The organism is Pseudomonas sp. W17 (genome assembly GCF_040268305.1).
In the GTDB taxonomy this organism is placed as follows: Bacteria; Pseudomonadota; Gammaproteobacteria; order Pseudomonadales; family Pseudomonadaceae; genus Aquipseudomonas; species Aquipseudomonas protegens.
Genome location: NZ_CP158490.1, coordinates 3,834,154 through 3,854,081 on the forward strand (window position 1 = coordinate 3,834,154; position 19,928 = coordinate 3,854,081).

14 protein-coding genes and 1 pseudogene are annotated in these 19,928 nt (G+C 66.3%); 2 read left to right on the plus strand and 13 right to left on the minus strand.

Going from position 1 to position 19,928, the window contains the following annotated elements:
• The first annotated feature begins 7 nt into the window (after nucleotides 1-7).
• The gene (locus ABCR88_RS17535) at nucleotides 8-994 is read left to right on the plus strand and encodes a D-glycerate dehydrogenase (RefSeq protein WP_041117888.1); all 987 of its coding nucleotides are present in this window, start codon (nucleotides 8-10) and stop codon (nucleotides 992-994) included.
• 163 nt (nucleotides 995-1,157) lie between these two features.
• On the opposite strand, the gene ABCR88_RS17540 is transcribed toward ABCR88_RS17535, so the two are convergent.
• From ABCR88_RS17540 to ABCR88_RS17600, 13 genes and pseudogenes are all read right to left on the minus strand, one after another.
• The gene (locus tag ABCR88_RS17540; RefSeq protein ID WP_350402884.1) at nucleotides 1,158-1,862 is read right to left on the minus strand and encodes an NAD(P)H-dependent oxidoreductase; all 705 of its coding nucleotides are present in this window, start codon (nucleotides 1,860-1,862) and stop codon (nucleotides 1,158-1,160) included.
• A 9-nt stretch (nucleotides 1,863-1,871) separates the two neighbouring features.
• Nucleotides 1,872-3,080 (minus strand): pyridoxal phosphate-dependent aminotransferase, encoded by a 1,209-nt coding sequence (locus ABCR88_RS17545; protein ID WP_350402886.1) that lies wholly within the window; start codon nucleotides 3,078-3,080, stop codon nucleotides 1,872-1,874.
• 26 nt (nucleotides 3,081-3,106) lie between these two features.
• Nucleotides 3,107-4,714, minus strand: a complete 1,608-nt coding sequence (locus ABCR88_RS17550) for a 5-guanidino-2-oxopentanoate decarboxylase (RefSeq protein ID WP_350402887.1) — start codon at nucleotides 4,712-4,714, stop codon at nucleotides 3,107-3,109.
• 10 nt (nucleotides 4,715-4,724) lie between these two features.
• A complete protein-coding gene (locus ABCR88_RS17555) occupies nucleotides 4,725-6,824 on the minus strand; it encodes an acetate--CoA ligase family protein (protein ID WP_350402889.1) in 2,100 nt (699 codons plus the stop codon).
• Nucleotides 6,825-6,845: 21 nt separating this feature from the next.
• Nucleotides 6,846-8,006: an acyl-CoA dehydrogenase family protein gene (locus tag ABCR88_RS17560; RefSeq protein ID WP_011061007.1), complete on the minus strand. Its 1,161-nt coding sequence runs from the start codon at nucleotides 8,004-8,006 to the stop codon at nucleotides 6,846-6,848.
• Between the two features lie 217 nt (nucleotides 8,007-8,223).
• Entirely contained in the window at nucleotides 8,224-9,015 is a 792-nt protein-coding gene (locus ABCR88_RS17565; RefSeq protein ID WP_011061006.1) for an enoyl-CoA hydratase-related protein, read from the minus strand.
• Between the two features lie 593 nt (nucleotides 9,016-9,608).
• Nucleotides 9,609-11,012 carry an amino acid permease gene (locus tag ABCR88_RS17570; protein ID WP_350402892.1) on the minus strand — a complete coding sequence of 468 codons (1,404 nt, stop codon included), beginning with the start codon at nucleotides 11,010-11,012 and terminating at the stop codon, nucleotides 9,609-9,611.
• 208 nt (nucleotides 11,013-11,220) lie between these two features.
• A pseudogene (locus ABCR88_RS17575) lies at nucleotides 11,221-13,476 on the minus strand (ATP-binding protein).
• The gene (locus ABCR88_RS17580; RefSeq protein ID WP_350402894.1) at nucleotides 13,473-14,258 is read right to left on the minus strand and encodes a transporter substrate-binding domain-containing protein; all 786 of its coding nucleotides are present in this window, start codon (nucleotides 14,256-14,258) and stop codon (nucleotides 13,473-13,475) included. The pseudogene ABCR88_RS17575 and the gene ABCR88_RS17580 overlap by 4 nt, the downstream one beginning before the upstream one ends.
• 1 nt (nucleotide 14,259) lies before the next feature.
• Nucleotides 14,260-14,976, minus strand: coding sequence for a response regulator (locus ABCR88_RS17585; protein WP_011061002.1), 717 nt, complete (start codon nucleotides 14,974-14,976; stop codon nucleotides 14,260-14,262).
• 74 nt (nucleotides 14,977-15,050) lie between these two features.
• A complete protein-coding gene (locus tag ABCR88_RS17590) occupies nucleotides 15,051-15,698 on the minus strand; it encodes a TetR family transcriptional regulator C-terminal domain-containing protein (protein WP_350024041.1) in 648 nt (215 codons plus the stop codon).
• A gap of 97 nt (nucleotides 15,699-15,795) precedes the next feature.
• On the minus strand, nucleotides 15,796-16,590 hold the full coding sequence (locus ABCR88_RS17595; protein ID WP_350402897.1) for a class II aldolase/adducin family protein: 795 nt from the start codon (nucleotides 16,588-16,590) through the stop codon (nucleotides 15,796-15,798).
• A gap of 99 nt (nucleotides 16,591-16,689) precedes the next feature.
• Nucleotides 16,690-17,751 carry an ABC transporter substrate-binding protein gene (locus ABCR88_RS17600; RefSeq protein ID WP_350402899.1) on the minus strand — a complete coding sequence of 354 codons (1,062 nt, stop codon included), beginning with the start codon at nucleotides 17,749-17,751 and terminating at the stop codon, nucleotides 16,690-16,692.
• Between the two features lie 215 nt (nucleotides 17,752-17,966).
• On the opposite strand from ABCR88_RS17600, the gene ABCR88_RS17605 reads away from it, so the two are divergent.
• On the plus strand, nucleotides 17,967-19,919 hold the full coding sequence (locus tag ABCR88_RS17605; RefSeq protein WP_350402900.1) for an FAD-dependent oxidoreductase: 1,953 nt from the start codon (nucleotides 17,967-17,969) through the stop codon (nucleotides 19,917-19,919).
• Nucleotides 19,920-19,928 lie beyond the last annotated feature (9 nt).

A 19,928-nucleotide genomic window follows, 5' to 3' on the forward strand; every position in this document is an offset into this window, starting at 1 on the left:
GAACCCCATGAAAAAACACCTGGTGCTGTACAAGAAACTCTCCCCAACGCTGATGGCGCGCCTGCAGGAGCAGGCGCAGGTAACCCTGATCGAAACCCTCGACGCGGCGGGGTTGAATGCCCTGCGCCAGGCGCTGCCAAGCGCCGATGGGCTGCTGGGCGCCAGCCTGCGCCTGGACGCCGAACTGCTGGACCTGGCGCCCCGGTTGCGGGCGGTGGCCAGCGTTTCGGTGGGGGTCGACAACTATGACATCGACTACCTGACCCAGCGCCGCATCCTGCTCAGCAACACCCCCGACGTGCTCACCGAGACCACCGCCGACACCGGCTTCGCGCTGATCCTGGCGACCGCCCGGCGGGTGGTGGAACTGGCCAACCTGGTGCGCGCCGGGCAATGGCAGCGCAACATCGGGCCGGCGCACTTTGGCACGGATGTCCACGGCAAGACCCTGGGCATCATCGGCATGGGGCGCATCGGCGAAGCCCTGGCCCAGCGCGGGCATTTCGGCTTCGGCATGCCGCTGATCTACCACAGCACCCGGCCCAAGCCCGCGGTGGAGCAACGCTTCAATGCCCAGTACCGGAGCCTGGATCAACTGCTTGAGGAAGCCGACTTCATCTGCTTGACCCTGCCCCTGACCGAACGTACCCAGGGCCTGATCGGCGCCCGGGAGTTCGCGCTGATGCGCCCCGAAAGCATCTTCATCAATATTTCCCGGGGCAAGGTGGTGGATGAAGCGGCGCTGATAGAAGCCCTGCAACAACGGCGGATTCGCGGCGCCGGGCTGGACGTCTTCGAACGCGAGCCGCTGGACCACGACTCCCCGCTGCTGCAAATGCCCAACGTCGTGGCCACCCCGCACATCGGCTCGGCCACCCACGAAACCCGCGAAGCCATGGCCCGCTGCGCAGTGGACAACCTCCTGGCGGCCCTGGCCGGCCAGCGCCCACCGAACCTGGTCAACCCCGCGGCGTGGACCGGCCCGCGCCCCTAACGGCCAGCCTGCGCAGCGCCCCCGAAGAACGCCCTATCGCCGGGAATGCCCATGTAGGAGCTGGCTTGCCAGCGAAGGCGGCCACAAGAGCAGCGCAAGGCTCAAGGGCCTGTCCGCCGGCAAGCCGGCTCCTACGGAGGAAGGCGTATCGGCGGTGGGGATTTCAGGTCGGCAAGGGGTACAGGGCTTCGTCGAACTGGTCCAGGCGCGGGAAAACCAGGGGTTGGTCGTCCGCCAGGTGCTGCAGGCGCTGGCGGTAACTGTGCAGGAAGGCTTCACGAGCCTCCTGGCTGATGTAGGGCACGTGCCAGGCCACGAAGGGTTCCAGCACGTCATAGCCGACATAGGCCAAAGTGCCGCGCAGCAGCGGGCGCAGCATGTCTTGCAGCGGGCCGTGAATCGCGCCTTCGCCGAACATGTGCTCGCGCCCGCCCAGGGTCAGGGTCACCAGGGCTTTCTTGCCCGCCAGCCCGCCCTGGTCATAGAAACGCTTGCCGCCATAACACACCCCCGACACCAGCACCCGGTCGATCCAGCCCTTGAGCATGGCCGGCACCGAGAACCAGAACACCGGGAAGTTGAGGATCAACAGGTCGGCCCACAGCAGCTTGTCCAGCTCGGCCTGGATATCCGCGGCAATGCTCTGGTTCTTCACCCCCAGGCGCTGTTCCAGGGCATACACCAGGTATTCCGGATTATCCCGGGAGGCAAAATCCGCGGCGCTGGCCACCGGGTTCCAGTTCATGGCGTACAGGTCGCTGACCTGCACCTGGTGCCCCTGGGCCTCCAGGGTGCTGCGGGCCTGGTCGCGCAAGGCGGCGGTGAAGGACTGCGGTTCGGGGTGGGCGTGGACGATCAACACATTCATGAAGCTTCCTCAGACAGGTTGCACAGTAACAGGGGCATCGCGTTCAGCCAGGCACTGCCGGGCGCACAAGGCGATGCGCCGACAGGCTTCGCGCAAGTCATCCGGCTGCAGCACCAGCCCCAGGCGGATATGCCCGGCGGCGCTGGGGCCGAAGGCTTCGCCGGCCAGCACCGAGACGCCCTGCTCATCCAGCAGGCGCTCGCTGAAGGCCTGGGCGCTGAGCCCGGTGGCGCGGATATCGACCATGACGAACATGCCGCCATCGGGTTTCAACGGCCGGGCGCCGGGGCAATCGGCCAGGCAGTCGCACACCAGGTCCCGGCGCTGACGATAGGCCTTGGCCATGTCCCGCAACTGCGGCAAGGGCTGTTCCAGGGCCACCACGGCGGCGTCCTGGATGAATTCCGGTGAACCGTAGAGCATGCACAGGGCGAGGTTTTCCAGGTGCGCGGCCAGGGCCGTCGGTGCCACCACCCAGCCCAGGCGCCAGCCGGTCATGGCATGGGACTTGGACAGGCTGTTGAGGGTCGCGGTGCGCTCGGCCATGCCCGGCAGGCTGGCCGGGCTGACATGCTCGCCCTCGTACAGCAGTTCGCTATAGACCTCGTCGCAGATCAGCCACAGGTCATGTTCGATGCACAGCGCCGCCAGGGCCTCCCAGGTGGCCCGGGGAATGCTCGCGCCCGTGGGGTTGTGCGGGCTGTTGAGCACCAGGGCCCGGGTCTTGCCGGTGATGCGCGCGGCCACCGCCTCGGGCTGCACCCGAAAGCCGTCCTCGGCCCGCACCGGCAGCGGCACCACCTGGGCATTGCAGGCGCCGAACACCGCTTCATAGGTGACGTACATCGGCTCGGCCACTATCACTTCGTCACCCGGGTCCAGCAGGCACTGGGCCACGCTGTACAGGGCGCACTGGGCACCGGCCAGCACCACCACTTGCTCGGCATCCACCACTTGCCCGCTGCGCTGCTGATGACGCCGGGCAATGGCCTGGCGCAAGGCGCGCTTGCCGCGCACATCGGCGTAATGGGTGTGGCCGGCCTGCAGGCTGTCGATGGCCGCCTGGACGATGGGCCGGGGGGTGTCGAAATCCGGGTCGCCCACCGACAGCAGCCAGACTTCCTCGCCACGTTCGCGCTTGGCCAGGGCCCGGTAATGAATGTCCCAGGCGGCGGCGCCGTCTCCGGCAATACGTTGGGTCAGTCGAGAAAAGCGCATGCACAAGCTCCAGGAAAAAGGGATGTTCAGCGCGCGCAGGCGTGCTTGAGTTCGATCAGGGTCACGCCGTTGCGGGCAAAGCCGCTGCGCAGTTCCTGTTGCAACTCATCGAGGCTGGCGGGCTGGCTGACGCTGCAACCAAACGCCCGGGCCAGGGCGGCAAAATCCGGATTGCGCGGCAGCACGCCAATGGGCTCGATGTTCAGGTCCAGCATGTCATCGCGGATCTGCCCCAGGGCATCGTTGTTCCACAGCAGCACCACCAGCGGGCTGCGCAGTTCCTCCACCGCCGTGGCCAACTCCTGCAGCGTGTAGAGAAAACCACCATCGCCCACCAGCACCAGCCCGGGACGCTCGGGGGCACCGAGCTTGGCGCCGATGCCCGCCGGCAAGCCGTAGCCCAGGGTGCCGTAACCGGTGGGATGCAGCCAACTGCGGGTCGCCCGGGTCGGGTACAGGTAGTTGCCGCTGTAGGCCAGCTGGGTCATGTCGCTGGCGATAAAGCCGTGCTCTGGCAGTTCGGCGGCAATGCGTTGCAGGATCGAGCGGTGAATCTGCTGCAAGGGCCCCTGCCCGTTCTGCACCGCCTGGCGCAGATTGGCCACCGCATGAATCGCCGCCCCCGCGTCGGCCGGTGTGGGTGGCAAGGTCTGGAGCAAGGCATCCAGGGTGGCGCGGGCATCGCCGTGCAAGGCCACCGCGCACGGATAGAAGTCATTGAACTTGCGCGGGTCGATATCCAGTCGCAGCAGCTCGCCGTTCAGCGGCAGGCGCTCGCGCCAATAGTCGGTGTCGGCCATCTCGGTGCCCACCGCCAGCACCACATCGGCCTGACTGATCAGCTGCCAGCCGGGCTCCACGCACAAGGTCGCCCCGGCGTTGAGCGGCGCTTCATCCGGCAGCAGGCCCTTGCCGGCGACGCTGCTGAAAAACACCGCGCCCAGGCGCGTGCTCAGGGCCCGCAGTTGCTCGGCGGCGTGCAGCGCGCCGCCGCCGGCAATGATCATCGGCCGCTTGGCCTTGCGCAGTGTGTCCGCCGCTTGCTGGATATCCGCCGCCGCAGCCGGGCCGCGAGCGGGGCGTCGCCGCACTTCACCGGTCCAGTCCCGGGCGACCTTGGCCGCCAGCACATCCAGGGGCACGCTGATGTGCACCGGGCGCGGGCGCTGGCTGTCGAACACGGCAAAGGCCCGGGCTACCAGTTCCGGCAGGTCTTCCGGGCTCAGGGCCAGGGCCGAGAAAGCAGTGATGGGCGCGGTGATGGCGCGCTGGTCCTGGGTTTCGTGCAGCGAGCCGCAGCCCTTGCCCAGGCTGGCACTGTGGTTGACGCTGGAAATCACCAGCAGGGGGATCGAGTCGGCATAGGCCTGGCCAATCGGCGTGGCGACGTTGGTCACCCCCGGGCCGCTGATGACAAAACACACCCCGGGCTTGCCACTGACCCGGGCGTAACCGTCGGCCATGAAGCCCGCGCCCTGCTCGTGGCGGGTCAGCACATGGCGGATGCCGCTGCCGGGCAGCCCGCGGTACAGCTCCAGGGTGTGCACCCCGGGAATGCCGAACACCGTGTCGACGCCGTAGCCGGCCAGCAGCCGCACCAGGGCCTGGCCACCGGTCAAGGTCTGATCGTGCATGTCTCTCTCCTCAAGCCTGGCCAAGGCGAATCAACGCATCGACCGCGACGGTGCCTTCGGCACCGACCAACAATGGGTTCACATCCAGTTCCAGCAGTTGCCCGGCGTGTTCGCAGGCGTAGTCCGCCACCGCGCCGATGGCCGCCACCAGGGCTTCAAGATCGGCCTCGGGGCGCCCGCGAAAGCCTTGCAGCAAGGCGGCGCTGCGCAGGCTCAACAAGGCCTGGCGGATCGCCCCTTCGGTGGTGGGCAGCAGCAGGCTGCGGCTGTCCTTGAGCAGTTCCACCAACACCCCGCCGGCGCCGATCACCAGGGCCAGGCCGAAGTCGTTCTCGCGCTTGATGCCGACAATCAGTTCCGCCAGGGGCGCCGCGGCCATGGGCTCCAGCAGGATCTGTTCAAAGGCCAGCCCCGGCGCATGCTCGGCAATCCGCGTGCGCATCAGCCGCAATGCGGCGCTCAGGGCTTCAGGGTCCTTGAGATTGAGGGCCACCGCCCCGGCCTCGGTCTTGTGCGGTAGCTCGGCGCTCACCGCCTTGAGCACCAGCGGGTAGCCAATGCCCGCCGCCGCGCTCAGGGCCTGCCCAGGGGTGGTCAACACGCCGTCCGGGGTGCGAAGACCAAAGGCGCGCAGGGCCTGCTTGGACTGCCACTCGTCCAGCAGCACAGCGCTACCGTCCAGAGCCTGCGGGCACAGCGGCACCAGGGCCGACTCCCCCAGGGCCAGCAACGCCGGGCGCCGCTGTTGATAGGCGACGATCCGGCCCCAGGCCGCCAGGCCATCCTCCACCCCTTGCAAGGCGGGAATGCCGTGGCCGTGCAAACGCTCGCGGGCGCTGGCCGGCAGCAGTTCGGGAAAGGCCGAAGTGACAAAACCGCGCTTGCCGTGGCGTTGCAGCGCCGCGCAGAACAGCTCCAGCAGCAGGTCGCATTCCTCGCGCTCGCCGGTGAACTCGGCCGGGTAATCCAGCACCAGCATGGCGCTGTCGGCCTCGGTACGCAGGGCCGTGTCGAGCATGGCTTGCAGGGCCGTAGCGTCGCCCCAGATGGCGGTGGTGAAATCCAGCGGGTTCACCAGGTTGGCGTAGCCCGGCAGCACCTGGGCCAGCTCGGCGCATTGCCCGGCATCCAGCTTGGGCAGCTGCAGGGCGTTGCGCTCGGCGTAGTCGGCGATCAGCCCGGCATCGCCCCCGGAACAGGCCAGGGCCATCAACTGCGGGCCAGCCGGCAACTGCCCGCAGGAGGCGGCCTTCAAGGTCTCGACAAAACTCACCGGGCCGCTGACCCGGATCACCCCCAGGCGCTGGAACAGCGCGTCGTACAAGGCATCGGAACCCGACAGCGAACTGGTGTGACTCAAGGCCAGTTCGGCGCCGATCTGCGACACCCCGGTCTTCAGGGCGATGATGGGTATGCCCTTCTCCAGGGCTTTATGCGCCGCCCGGGCAAAACCCGGCACGTTCTTCAGGCCTTCCAGGTGCAGGCCGATGGCGGTCACCCGTGGTTCGTCCAGCAGCACGTCCATCAGCTCGGCAATGCCCAGCTGCGCCTGATTGCCCACCGATGCCATGTAGGCCACCGGCAGCGAGCGGTCGCTCATGGACAGGTTGTAGGCGAAGTTACCGCTCTGGGTCAGCACTGCCACCCCACGCGGCACCGGCTGGCCGCCATGGGCCACCGGCCACAGCGCGGCGCTGTGCAGGTAGTCCAGCAGGCCGTAGCAGTTGGGGCCCAACAGCGCCATGTCGCCCGCGGCCTGCAGCAGTAGCTGTTGCAGGGCCTGGCCCTCGGCGCCGGTTTCGGCAAAGCCCGAGGCGTAGCAGATCGCCCCACCCGCGCCCTTGGCCGCCAGCGCCGCGACGCAGGTCAGGGTCAGCTCGCGGTTGGTGGCGACGAACACCGCATCCGGGCCGCAGGGCAGCTGTTCGATGCTGGCCACGCACGGCACGCCATCGAGCTCGGCATGCTGCGGGTTGACCAGCCACATGGGCCCGGCAAAACCGCCTTCGGCGCAGCGCTTGAGGGCCCGGGCCATGCTGCGCCCGCCGACAAAGGCCAGATGCCGGGGCGCCAGCAGGCGCTTGAGATTGTCACGCAAAGTCTGGGACATGACGGCAATTCTCCAGGGCGCTCAGCGCATCAGCGGCCGCAGCAGTTCACGGGAAATGATGTGGCGCTGGATCTCCGACGTGCCTTCCCAGATCCGCTCGATCCGCGCATTGCGCCAGATGCGTTCCACCGGGCCTTCGTCCATCAGGCCCATGCCGCCGTAGATCTGCACCGCCTCGTCGGCCACCCGACCCAGCACTTCACTGGCGAACAGCTTGGCCATGCCGGCCTCGCCGTCGGTCATGCTGCCCTGGTCCATCTTCCACGCGGTGTGCAGGGTCAGCAGCTCGGCGGCGCGGATCTGCGTGGCCATGTCCGCCAGCTTGAACGACACCCCCTGGTAGCTGCCGATGGCCTGGCCGAACTGCTTGCGGTCCGCCGCCCATTGCAAGGAGGCATCCAGGGCGCGCTGGGCCTGCCCGACGCAGTTGGCGGCGACCATTACTCGCCCGGCGGTGAGCCAGGCGTTGGCCACTTCCCAACCCTTGCCCACCTCCCCCAGCACCTTGCTGGCCGGTACCCGGCAGTCATCGAAGAACATCTCGAAGGTGTGGTAGCCGCGGTTGCTCACGCACTTGGGACCACGGCGGATGGTCAGGCCCGGGGTGTCGCGATCCACCAGGAACGAAGTCACCGCGTTGCGCTGGCGGCCGTTGTGCTCATAGGTGCCGGTGACCGCAAAGACAATGGCGAAATCCGCATGCCCGGCGTGGCTGATGAAGTGCTTGCTGCCGTTGAGCACGAAGTCGCCGCCATCGCGCACGGCGCGGGTCTTGATCGCATTGGCATCGGAACCGGCGCCGGGTTCGGTCAGGGCGAAGCAGTCGACCTTGCGCCCCTGCACACAGGGAAGCAGGTAGTCGCCGATCTGCGAGCCGGTGCAGGCCATGAGGATTTTCGACGGCCGGGCAACGAACACATGCAGGGCCCAGGAACACTTGGCCAGCTCGCGCTCGATCAGCGCCTGGGACAGGTAGTCCAGGCCGCCGCCGCCCACTTCTTCCGGCATGTTGAAGGCATAGAAGCCAGCGGCGATGGCCTTGCTGCGGATCTCCCCGGCGAGGTCGGCGCTGACCTCATCGGCGCGGTCCACCGCCTCTTCGTGGGGCAGCAACTCCTTGCTGACAAAACTGCGAACCGCGTCCACCAACATTTCTTGTTCTTGGCTGAGTTGGAAATTCATGGCGCTACCTGTGAGTGATTGACGGTGCAAAAAAACCAGTGATCTGGCAGGACGATCTGGCAAAAAAACCTTCCCGTAGGAGCCAGCTTGCTGGCGAACAGACCCTTGAATCAGGCGCTGTTCTTGCGGGCGCCTTCGCCGGCAAGCCGGCTCCTACAAAATGGGCGCATGGCCCAGGGGCCCTTTCGCCGGCAAGCGGAACGCCGCCCGACCGCCCCTACAACCCTTGGAAACGTGGCGGGCGTTTTTCGCTGACGGCACGCAGGGCTTCGGCGCCGTCGGCGCTACGCCCGCAGAGCAGGCCGGCGGCCAGTTCGGCGGCCAGTTGCTGCGCCAGGCTGCGATCGGCGCCCTGGCGGATCAGCTTCTTGGTCTGGGCAAAGGCGAAGGTCGGGCCCGTGGCCAGGCGCGCGGCCAGCTCGCTGACGCTGCCGATCAATTGCTCGTCGGCGCACACCTCGCCGACCAAACCGGCGGCCAGGGCGCGTTCGGCGCTCCACAACTCATCGAGAAACAGCAGGCGCTTGGCCTGTTCGCTGCCGATCAAGCGCGGCAGGTGCCAGCTGGCCCCGGCGTCCGGCGAGTAGGCCATGCTGGTGTAGCCGGCCTTGAAGCGCGCCGACTGCCCCGCCACCCGCAGGTCGCAGCACAGCGCCAGGTCCATGCCACCGCCCACCGCCGTGCCGTTGATGGCGGCGATGGTGGGTTTGTCCAGGCTGTGCAGGCAGGTCATCAAGGCGTGGGCGGTTTCGGTCCAGCCGTAGCTTTCCAGGGCACCCCGGGCCTCGGCTTCGGCCCATTCCGCCAGATCGGCCCCGGCGCAGAAGCTGCGGCCGCTGCCGGTCAGCACCAGCACCCGTACCGCCGGGTCGCTGTTGCAGTGCTCCAGCAAGGCATGCAGTTGCTTGAGGGTGGGGATGTCCAGGGCGTTGCGTTGCTCCGGGCGATTGAGGGTGATCCAGGCTACACCGGCTTCGACCCGGCTGAGCAGCGACGATGAAGGGGTCATGTGCGTCCTCGAATTATTGTGGTTGGCGTGAGGGAGGTGACGTGAGGGCCATACTAAACGAGTGTTCAACAAGGCGGCAATTGCTTGTGCGAGTGCCTGGGTGCAGCCGAAAAATCGATCTATCTAATTGTTTTTACTTGTAAAAATAAGCGCCATGGAGATGGTGACGAGGTTGCTGTTACAACTTCGAACAACCCTCGACAAAGCCATACGGTGCAGAGCCTGTGTGGCGACGGAGCTTGCTCCTGTTCGGGTATTGCGGCCGGCCTGATTCCTGCGTGGTACGCGCGCCCTGTAGGAGCTGGCTTGCCAGCGAAGACGTCCGCCCAGACGCTGCATGGCTCACGGGCCCCTTCGCCGGCAAGCCGGCTCCTACAGGGAACTGCACGGTATATCTGACTGCTGTAGGAGCTGGCTTGCCAGCGAAGACGTCCGCCCAGACGCTGCATGGCTCACGGGCCCCTTCGCCGGCAAGCCGGCTCCTACAGGGAACTGCACGGTATATCTGACTGCTGTAGGAGCTGGCTTGCCAGCGAAGGCGCCCGCCCAGGCGATGCAAGGCTTCAAGGGCCTCTTCGCCGGCAAGCCGGCTCCTACACAGCGGCTGCAGGTTGCAGTTGGCGTTTGCGCTGCATCAGGTAGTAGGCGCCATAGCACAGGAGAATGAAGCCGGCCCCCCAATACAGCGACGGACGCTGGGTTTCATCCAGGGCCAGGAACACGAACAGCGAACTGCACAGGACGATGCACAGCAGCGGCACCAGGGGGAACCAGGGCGCGCGGTACTTGAGCTGCTCCAGTTGCCCGCCTTCGCGCAGGAACTGGCGACGGAAGCGGTACTGGGCCAGGGCGATGACGATCCAGGTCACGGTGCCGGCCATGCCGCTCACCGCCATCAGCACCATGAACAGGGTGTCGGCAGCGATGAAGCTGGTCATCAGCGAGATCAGGGCAAAGCACAGGGTGATGAACAGGGCGCGCAGGGGGACGCCTTGTTTGCTCAGGGGCGACAGGGCCTTGGGCGCCATGCCGGATTTGGACATGGCCCAGAGGATGCGCGTGGAGGCATACAGCCCGGAGTTGCCCACCGAGAGGATCGCCGTGAGGATCACGAAGTTCATCAGGTCGGCGGCGTAAGGAATGCCCACCATGTCGAACACCTGGACGAAGGGGCTCTCCACCAGCCCGGCCTGCTGCCAGGGAATGATCGCCGCCAGCACCATCACTGCCAGCACGTAGAAGATCAGCACGCGAAACACCACGTTGCGCACGGCGCGGGGGATGCTTTTTTCCGGCTGGTCGGTTTCACCGGCAGCCACGCCCATGATCTCGCAGCCCTGGAAGGCGTAGACCACGGTCATCATCACCGCGAACACCGCCGGCAGGCCGTTGGGGAACAGGGAGTCGCCCTTGAGGTTGTCGAACATCGGCGCCGGGGCGCCGCTGGGCAGGTCGATGACGCCGAAGATCACCAGCGCGCCCACCACGATAAAGCTCAGGATCGCCAGCACCTTGATCCCGGCAAACCAGTATTCGGCCTCGCCAAAGGCGCGGGTGGCCAGGGCGTTGATGCCGAACAGCAAGGCCACGAACAGCGCCGACCAGTACCAGATCGGCACGCCAGGGAACCAGCGCTGCATCAGCATGCCGGCCGCGGTGAACTCCAGGCCCACGGTGGTGGCCCAGCTCATCCAGTAGACCCAGCCGATCATGAAGCCGGTGGCCGGGCCAATGTATTTGGTGGCGTGGGCCTGGAACGAGCCGGACACCGGCATCTGCACCGACAGCTCGCCCAGGCAGACCATCACCAAGTACATCAAGAAGCCGGCCACCAGGTAAGAGAGGATCGCCCCCCAGGGCCCGCCCTGGTTGATGGTGACCCCGGAGCCCATGAACAGCCCGGTGCCGATCACGCCGCCCAGGGACAGCATGAAAATGTGCCGGCTCTTCAGCGAGCGCGTCAGTTGGATGCCTTTGCGTTCAGTACTGGTCGTCATGGTGCACCTCAGCAGTCGGTGAGGCGCAGGGCGCGGGGCGATGGGACGGGACGTGGGGTACAAGCAGCTTGCAGGCAGTTCATTATTATTATCTCCAATAAGCTTCGAAGGCCGCGGCGGGCGCGGCTCAAGCGATTATTGGAAAGCCATGTAAGTTCGGGTTGAAGCAAAAGATCGAAGATGTAAAAAGTCGTAAGGATTTTGTACGTCAGGCCGCCAGCAAGCGCTGCAGCAAGGCCCGAGACTCTTGCCAAGGCCGCTGCAGCCTCGCCGCCAGGGACGCCAGAGCCGGGCGATCCGCCTGCTGCGCCGCCTCCTCCAACTCCCGCAGCACCCGGGCCAGCGCGCAAAACCCCAGGGAGTCGGCACTACCCGCCAGCCGATGGGCCAGGTGCAGGACCTCGGTGCAGTCTTCGGCGGCCAGAGCGTCGGCCAACAGTGGTTGTTGCTGATCCAGGGCATCGGCCAGGATCTGGAGCAGGTCCTGCAACTTCTGCTCGCCCAACAGACTGCGATGAGTGTCCAGCAAGCCCTGGTCGAGCAAGCCTTGCGGGGCCTGCAACGGCGGTGGCTGCAACTGCCCGGCCAGCGCCTGACGCAGGCTGGCCAACTGCAACGGCTTGCCGAGAATGCCTTGCATCCCGGCCTGCAGATAACTGCGCACCACAGACGGCTGGACGCTGGCGGTCAGGGCGAAGATCCGCACCTGCCGATTGGGCCCGGGACGGCGGCGGATGTCCCGGCACAACTCGACCCCGCTGATGCCCGGCAAGTGCACATCCAGCAGCAACAGGTCGAAGGCTTGCTGCCGGCACAGGGCCAGGGCCGTTTCACCGTCTTGCGCCAGCCACACCTGATGGCCGTCACGCTCAAGCAGGCCGCTGGCCACTTCGCGGTTGAGGGCCACGTCTTCGACCACCAGGATCTTCAAACCCTGCGCCGGCACCTGAAGCTGTGGCGACGGCAAAGGCTCTTGACCCACCCCCAGCACCAGCTCGAACCAGAAACAACTGCCCTGCCCCAGCTCGCTGTCGACGCCGATGCGTCCGTCCAGTTGCTGCAGCAGGTGCTTGCAGATGGCCAATCCCAGGCCAGTGCCGCCATAGCGGCGGCTGACTTCATCACTGGCCTGGACGAAACGCTCGAAGATCTTTTCGCGCATCGACGCGGCAATGCCGATGCCGTTGTCGCGCACGCAGCAACGCAGGCGCTGGCCCTCGGCGGCGCTGTGCAGCACCTGCACTTCGACCCGCACCCAGCCGTCTTCGGTAAAACGAATGGCGTTGGCCAGCAGGTTGCTCAGCACCTGGCGCAGGTACTGCTCGGCGCCCTGCTGGCGCGGTGCCAGTTGTTCGTCGATGTGCAATTCCAGGCGGGTGCGGTTGGCCTCGGCCCGGGGCTGCAACAAGGTGGTGACTTCTTCCAGCAACTGACGCAGGGAGAAGTCCCGCACTTCCGGGCGGCTTTCGCCCTCCTCCAACCGGGCAAAGGACAGCACTTCGTTGAGGATGCTCAGTAGCCCCTCCCCGGCCTGGTGCAGGGCCTGCAAGCGCTGGCGATCCTGGCTGCCCAGGGGCGCCGAACGCAGCAGTTCGGCCATGCCGAGGATGCCATTCAAGGGGGTGCGCAGTTCATGGCTCATGGTCGCCAGAAAGCGCGACTTGGCCAGGTTCGCAGCTTCGGCCTCGTCCTTGGCGTGCATCAGGCTGGCGGTGCGGCGCTGGACCATTTTCTGCAATTCGTCGCGCTTGTCCTGCAGGGCCAGGCGGTCGGCTTCGCGGCGCTGTACATCATCGAGCACCGCCCGGCGCATGTCGTCCAGGGCCCGGGCTACGGTGTCGATCTCGTCGCCGCCGGGGCGCTGGCGCTTGTCCAGGTGCAGGGGCTCGCGCAGCTCGCCGGCGGCCACGCGCCGGGCAAAATCGGCCATCACTTGCAGGTGCCGGGTCACCAGCCGGTAGAACAGCCCGGACAAGGCCACCGCCAACCCGCAGAGAAACACGCTCATCCACAACAGGCTGGCCAGCCCGGTGGCGTACAGGCGCCGGTACACCGCCCCCAGGTCGGTGCTGACCTGCAACTCGCCCAACTAGCGCAAGGGCCCGGACGGCGGTTGATAGCTCAAGGGGAAACGCTCGACCCGCAACGGTCCGATCAGCTCGGCGCTGCCCTGCTGCAAGTCGAAATCGTTGCTGATCAGGTGCACCCGAGCCACATCGGAAAAGTCCACCAGCCCCTGCAACTGCACGGTCAGCTGCTCCTGGTTGAGGTCCCACAGGTTGCGTTCCAGGCTGCCCAGGTAACCGGCGCGGATCAGCTCCATGCGGCTGTCGATGTCGCGCATTTCCCGGCGGTATTCGAAGTACAGCTGCACGCTGCTGGCGAGCACGGTGAAGCACAGGCTGAACAGCAAAATAAACAGCAGCAGGCGGCGCAACAGGCCGCTGGGCCGCAGCGCAATCATGGCCGGCCCTCGACCTGGGCCTTGAGCATGGCGCGGTAGTCGTCCTGGCTTTGCGCCAGCCAGCGCTGGATCGCCCCGCTGTCCACCTGGCGCTGCAACTGGGTGTCGATCTCGGCCATGCGCGGCGCCAGGGGCGAGTGGCGCGACACCGCCAGGCGCAGGTAGTCGACGCTCACCGCCTGGGGCAAGGCGATGATGTCCTGGGCCCCCGGCAACTGCTCGATGAACAGCTGCCCGGTGCGGCGTTCATGGGGGATGAAATCGATGCGCTGGCGGATCAGCTTGCCGAAATTCTGCTGGCTGCTGGAGACCCATTCGATATTGCCGTGCTGCACCACTTCGCGATCGAAATCCTGGCCGTAGCTCTCGCCGAACAGCAGGCCGCCGCGGTAGGCGGTCAGGTCCTGCAAGTGGGTAAAACTCGGCAGGTTGCGGCGGTTGACGAACAGCGCCACCTCCTCACGCAGCACCGGCACCCGGGAAAACAGCAGGTCCTGCTGGCGCTGGCCGGTGCTGTAGGCCAGCACCACATCCACCCGGCCTGCGGCGGCGTCCAGCAGGCAGCGCTTCCAGTTGCCCAGCACCACCACCTGCACCTGATAGCCCAGGTCCCCCAGCACCTGGCGCACCACCGTCGGTGCCAGGCCACGCACCTGGCTGCCGTCGCTCCAGGAAATCGGCGGGTACACCGGGTAGTCGCAATAACGCAGCACGGGCTGGGGTTCAGCGAACGTCGGGCCGGCCAGCAGGATCAGGCACAGGCTCAGTGCACGGCGCAGCAATTCAGGCGGCCACGCTGGCGGTGAACAGGTAACCGGCACCGTGGATGGTGATGATCAGCTCCGGCTCGGCCGGGTCGTCGTGCAGCTTGCGCCGCAAGCGGCCCACCAGCACGTCGATGGAACGGTCGCTGGGCACCCATTCACGGTTACGGATCTGGTCCATCAACTGGTCGCGGCTCAGGGTATGGCCGCTGTTGCGCAGGAACACGCTGAGCAGTTGGTATTCGCCGTGGGTCAGCAGGGTTTCAGCGCCCCGCGGGTCGATCAGCCGGCGGCGGTCGGTGTCCAGGGCCCAGTCGGCGAACTGCTTGACCGGGCTCGGGCTGTTGGCCGGGGCCTGGGGCGGGCTGGCCTGGCGCACCCGACGGATCAGGTTCTTGGCCCGGGACACCAGCTCGCGGGGGTTGAGGGGTTTGATCACGTAGTCGTCGGCGCCGCATTCCAGGCCGACGATGCGGTCGATGTCATCGTTGCGCCCGGTGATCAGGATGATCCCCACTTCCGAACGCACCCGCAGTTCCCGGGTCAGGGTCAGGCCGTCCTTGCCCGGCAGGCGGATGTCCAGCATCAGCAGGTCCACCGTGTGCTGGCCGAGAAAGCTCTCCGCCTGCTCCGCGGTGGCGGCGCAATGCACGTCGTAGCCTTCCTGAGAGAGATAAGCCTGAAGCAGCTCGCGAATCAGCGGATCGTCGTCGACGATCAATACCCGAGGAGTCATCGCCTGTGTTCCTGATTATTTTTATTAGAGAAACCACCTACAGCGCAGCAGCCTAGCCATTACTGAACAACCGATCAACAGCCCTCTGTCCGAGCACTGAAACCACGCCCCTGGCTGGCCAGCAAGCCCTCGACCCAGGCTTCGCAGATCTGCACGCCCTGCTGCGGGCTGAAGGTCCCCGGGTTGAGCCCGGACTCCAGCCACAGGCCGTCGAGCAAGGCGCTGAGGCTGATGGCCGCCAGATCGGCGTCGAAGTGTTCCCAGCCCTGCTCCGCGGCCAGCCGGGTCAGCAGGCTGGCCAGCTCGTTGCGGTACTCGCCGTAGGAATGTTCATGGGCCAGATTGATCGCCTCGGCGGTCTTCACCGCGCCCCAGAACGCCAGCCAAGCATCCAGCAGCCGCGGGTCCAGCAGTTCGGCGCAGAACGAGGCGCGAAAGAACGCCGACAGCCGCTGCCGGGGGTCGGGCGCGGCCTGCTCCATGGCCTCGCGCAGCAGGGTCATGACCCGCCCGGTGATGGCGCGGTAGGCCTCGGCCACCAGCTCGTCCTTGCCGGAATAGTGATGGCTGATCAGCCCCACCGAAACCCCGGCCTCGGCGGAGATCTTGCGGATCGACGCGCCCTGAAAACCGTGGAGCTTGAGGCAGGTCAGCGTCGCCTCGATCAGCTCGGCCTTGCGCAGGTCGGGTTCCAGGCGGGAAAAGCGCGCTTCCTGGCTCATGGGGCGGGTTCCTTGGACAGTGGCGGGAAGTTGAAACTGAACGACTGTACAACAAGCGTCCCGCGAGCATCCAGTCCCGCCTTCAGGCCGTCCCCCTTCAGGCGCGGTAGTCGGGGGCGATGCGCTCCAGCAGGCGCAACAGCGCCGCCCAGGCCAGTTGCATGGCGTCCGGGTCGTTCAGTTCGCCTTCCTGCAGTGGCCGGCCCGGGTCGTTGAACTGGCGTTCGGTGTGGGCGCAGACCGCGTCCGGCGGCAGCACGATCTCCCCCGCCGCCTGGGCCGCCAGCTGGATCTCGCAGGCCTTCTCCAGGTAGTACATGCGCAAAAACGCCTGGCTCACGGTTTCGCCCACGGTGAGCAGGCCATGGTTGCGCAGCATCAGCACGCTCTTGTCGCCGAGATCAGCCACCAGCCGTTGCTGCTCGCCCAGGTCCAGGGCCACGCCTTCGTAGTCGTGGTAGGCCACGCGACCATAGAACTCCATGGAGATCTGGTTCACCGGCAGCAAGCCGCATTTGAGCGCCGCCACCGCGCAACCGGCCTTGGTGTGGGTGTGCAGCACGCACTGGGCGTCTTCCCGAGCGCCGTGAATCGCGCTGTGAATCACGAAACCTGCCGGGTTCACCGGGTACGGCGACGGCTCCACGGCTTCGCCATTGAGGTCGATCTTCACCAGGTTGGAGGCGGTGATTTCATCGAACATCAGGCCGTAGGGGTTGATCAGGAAATGATGCTCGGGCCCGGGCAGGCGCACCGAGATGTGGGTGAAGATCAGGTCGGTCATGCGAAAGTGCGCGATCAGGCGGTAGCAGGCCGCCAACTCTTCGCGCAGGCGCTGTTCGGTGGCGCTGCGCTCGGCGCTGGCGTACGGGCTGGGAGCGATGTTGTTCATTATTGGAGTCCTCCAGGCAGTTGGGCGGGCAAACGGGGCCGGTAAAAAGAGCCCGCAAACAATAGGACCGGACGCCCGCAGACGTCCAGCCCGTTGCGCTTACTTGCTGGCCCAGGCGTTGAAGCGCTCTTCCAGTTCCTCGCCATGATCAACCCAGAACCCGACGTCCATCGCCAGTGCCCCCTTGAGGTTCTGTTCCGAGGTCGGCACCCACTGCGCCAGCGCCGGGTCGAGCTTGGCTGCGGCCAGGGTGTTGGTGGGGCCATAGGGGATCTGCTTGACGTAGTCGACCTGGGCTTCAGGGGTGTTGGCAAAAGCGATGAAACGCTTGGCCTGATCCACGTGTTTCGAGCCCTTGATGATCGCCCAGTAGTCCATGCCATACAGGCTGCCGGGCCAGACCACCGCCAGCGGCGCGCCGGCCTGGGCGGCCACGGCGATGCGGCCGCTGTAGGTGGAAGTCATCACCACATCACCGGCGGCCAGCCACTGCCCCGGCTGGGCGCCGGCTTCCCACCACTGGATGTAGGGCTTGAGTTCGCTGAGCTTGGCAAAGGCCCGGTCCACCCCCTCGGGCGTGGCCAGGACCTTGTACACGTCCTCGACCTTGACCCCGTCGGCCATCAGGGCGAATTCCAGGTTGTACACCGCGCGCTTGCGCAAGCCGCGCTTGCCGGGGAACTGCTTGACGTCCCAGAAATCCGCCCAGGACGCCGGGGCCTTGGCCAGCTTGTTGCGGTCGTAGGCGATGGCCACGCTCCACACCAGCACCGCCGAGCCGCAGGGCTGGGCGGCATCTGGAATCAGCTGCTCGGCACGGCCCAGGGCTTTCCAGTCCAGGGGCTCGTACATGCCCTCCTCGCAGCCGCGCATCAGGTCCGGGCCTTCGATCTGCACCACGTCCCAATCGACGTTGCCGGTGTCGACCATGACCTTGATCCGGGCCATTTCGCCGTTGTATTCGCTCTGGATCAGCTTGCTGCCATCGGCCTTGCTGAAGGGTTGGAACAACGCCACATCCTGGGCTTTTTGTCCGGCTCCGCCGTACGCCACGACCACCATGTCGGGGGCTGCCTGGGCAGTGCCCTGGCCCAGGGTCAGACCCAGGGCGAGGCTCAGGGCCAGGAAAGAACAACCGTGCTTGCGGGTGAGCGCTTTCATCTGTGAATCCTCGTCGCGGTGCCACACCGGCAGGCGCCGGCACAGCCCTTTTTTATTGTTGTGAGGTTCGCGCCAAAAGCGGGCGCAGGCCAAAGCTACGGCAAGCCTTAGTAAAAAAACAAGTTGATTTTTTACTGGCGGTAAATTTTGATAGGCCCACAATAACAACGCCAAGGCTGCGCTCCCCTGCCCTTGGCCCGCCTGGAGTCACCGCAATGACCAGCGCCTTCCCGCACCTGTTCGCACCCTTGCAGATCCGTGGCAAACGCCTGAAGAACCGCATCATGTCCAGCGGCCACGACACCTCGATGCCCACCGACAACCTGGTCAACGAACAGCTGATCGCCTACCACCGCGCCCGCGCCGAAGGCGGCGTCGGCCTGATCGTGCTGCAGGTGGCCGGGGTCCACGACAGTGCGCGCTACACCAGCCACGTGCTGATGGCCACCGACGACGCCTGCATCGACGGCTACCGACGCCTGGCCGAAACCTGCCACGCCCACGGCACCGTGGTGCTGTCGCAGATCTTCCACCCGGGGCGGGAAATCATGGAGTCCGCCGACGGCCTGCTGGCGGTGGCCTACGCCCCTTCGGCGGTGCCCAACGAACGCTTCCGGGTCATGCCCCGGGCCCTGGACCAGGACATGATCGACGAGATCATCCAGGGCTACGCCGACGCCGCCCGACGCCTGCATCAGGCCGGGCTGGACGGCGTGGAACTGGTGGCCAGCCACGGCTACCTGCCGGCGCAGTTCATCAACCCCCGGGTCAACCGCCGCAGTGACGGCTACAACGGCGAGCTGGAACAGCGACTGCGCTTTATCCGGGAAATCCTCGACGCCATGCGCGCCAGCACCGATGCCGAGTTCATCATCGGCCTGCGCATTTCCGCCGATGAACGCGACCCCGAAGGCCTCACCGAAGACGAATCCCTGGCCGCCGTGCAATTGCTGCAAGGGCAACTGGACTACGTGCACATAGTCGCTGGCACCTCCGCCTCCCTCGGCGGCGCCGTGCACATAGTCCCGCCCATGGCGGTGGAAGCGGCCTATCTGGCCCGGGAAGCCGGCACCTTCAAGGCCGGACTGTCGATCCCGCTGTTCGTCACCGGGCGCATCAACCAGCCCCAGGAAGCCGAAGCGATCATCGCCAAGGGCCAGGCCGATGTGTGCGGCATGACCCGCGCGCTGATCTGCGACCCGCAGATGCCCAACAAGAGCAACAGCGGCCACGCCGAAGACGTGCGCGCCTGCATCGCCTGCAACCAGGCGTGCATCGGCCACTTTCACAAGGGCCTGCCGATCTCCTGCATCCAGCACCCGGAAACCGGCCGCGAACTGCTCTACGGCCAGCCCAAACCCAGCACCCGCGGCAAACGCATTATGGTGGTGGGCGGCGGCCCAGCCGGGATGAAAGCCGCTGCGGTGGCCGCGCAACGGGGCCACCGCGTGACCCTCTACGAAGCCAGCGCGCAACTGGGCGGCCAGATTCAACTGGCGCAACTGCTGCCCCGGCGCAGCGAATTCGGCGGCGCCAGCACCAACCTGCAACGGGAAATGCAGCTGGCCGGGGTCGAAGTGGTGCGCAACACCCGGGTCGACCGCGCCCTGATCGAGCGGGAAAAGCCCGACCACGTGATCATCGCCACCGGCGCCCAACCCTACTGGCCGAACTTCGAACGCGGCGGCGAACTGCAAGTGGTGGACGCCTGGCAAGTACTGCGCGATGAAGTGCAACTGGGCCGCAGCGTGGTGGTGGTCGACTGGCGCTGCGACTGGATCGGCCCCGGCATCGCTGAACGCCTGGTACGCGCCGGGCACCAGGTGCAACTGGCGGTCAACGGCACCCACTGCGGCGAAAGCCTGCCGCTGTACGTGCGCGACCAGATGGCCGGCGAACTGCACAAACTGGCGATCCCGATCATCCCCTACGCCCGCCTCTACGGCTGCGACGACAGCACCGTGTACCTGCAACACACCGCCAGCGGCGAACCCATGCTCCTGGAAAACGTCGACAGCCTGGTGCTGTGCCAAGGCCACCAATCCGTAGACGACCTCGGCCAACAACTCAAAGGCCTGGTGCCCTTCCAACGCATCGGCGACTGCCTGGCACCGCGCACCGTGGAAGAAGCCATCCATGAAGGCTTGAAAGTCGCCTGGGCGCTTTGAGGCTGCTTT

What these genes read in the sequence shown, in the direction of transcription:
- ABCR88_RS17535 (WP_041117888.1), top strand. Translation starts at nt 8, where the DNA reads ATGAAAAAACACCTGGTGCTGTACAAGAAACTCTCCCCAACGCTGATG.
- ABCR88_RS17540 (WP_350402884.1), bottom strand. Translation starts at nt 1,862, where the DNA reads ATGAATGTGTTGATCGTCCACGCCCACCCCGAACCGCAGTCCTTCACC.
- ABCR88_RS17545 (WP_350402886.1), bottom strand. Translation starts at nt 3,080, where the DNA reads ATGCGCTTTTCTCGACTGACCCAACGTATTGCCGGAGACGGCGCCGCC.
- ABCR88_RS17550 (WP_350402887.1), bottom strand. Translation starts at nt 4,714, where the DNA reads ATGCACGATCAGACCTTGACCGGTGGCCAGGCCCTGGTGCGGCTGCTG.
- ABCR88_RS17555 (WP_350402889.1), bottom strand. Translation starts at nt 6,824, where the DNA reads ATGTCCCAGACTTTGCGTGACAATCTCAAGCGCCTGCTGGCGCCCCGG.
- ABCR88_RS17560 (WP_011061007.1), bottom strand. Translation starts at nt 8,006, where the DNA reads ATGAATTTCCAACTCAGCCAAGAACAAGAAATGTTGGTGGACGCGGTT.
- ABCR88_RS17565 (WP_011061006.1), bottom strand. Translation starts at nt 9,015, where the DNA reads ATGACCCCTTCATCGTCGCTGCTCAGCCGGGTCGAAGCCGGTGTAGCC.
- ABCR88_RS17570 (WP_350402892.1), bottom strand. Translation starts at nt 11,012, where the DNA reads ATGACGACCAGTACTGAACGCAAAGGCATCCAACTGACGCGCTCGCTG.
- ABCR88_RS17585 (WP_011061002.1), bottom strand. Translation starts at nt 14,976, where the DNA reads ATGACTCCTCGGGTATTGATCGTCGACGACGATCCGCTGATTCGCGAG.
- ABCR88_RS17590 (WP_350024041.1), bottom strand. Translation starts at nt 15,698, where the DNA reads ATGAGCCAGGAAGCGCGCTTTTCCCGCCTGGAACCCGACCTGCGCAAG.
- ABCR88_RS17595 (WP_350402897.1), bottom strand. Translation starts at nt 16,590, where the DNA reads ATGAACAACATCGCTCCCAGCCCGTACGCCAGCGCCGAGCGCAGCGCC.
- ABCR88_RS17600 (WP_350402899.1), bottom strand. Translation starts at nt 17,751, where the DNA reads ATGAAAGCGCTCACCCGCAAGCACGGTTGTTCTTTCCTGGCCCTGAGC.
- ABCR88_RS17605 (WP_350402900.1), top strand. Translation starts at nt 17,967, where the DNA reads ATGACCAGCGCCTTCCCGCACCTGTTCGCACCCTTGCAGATCCGTGGC.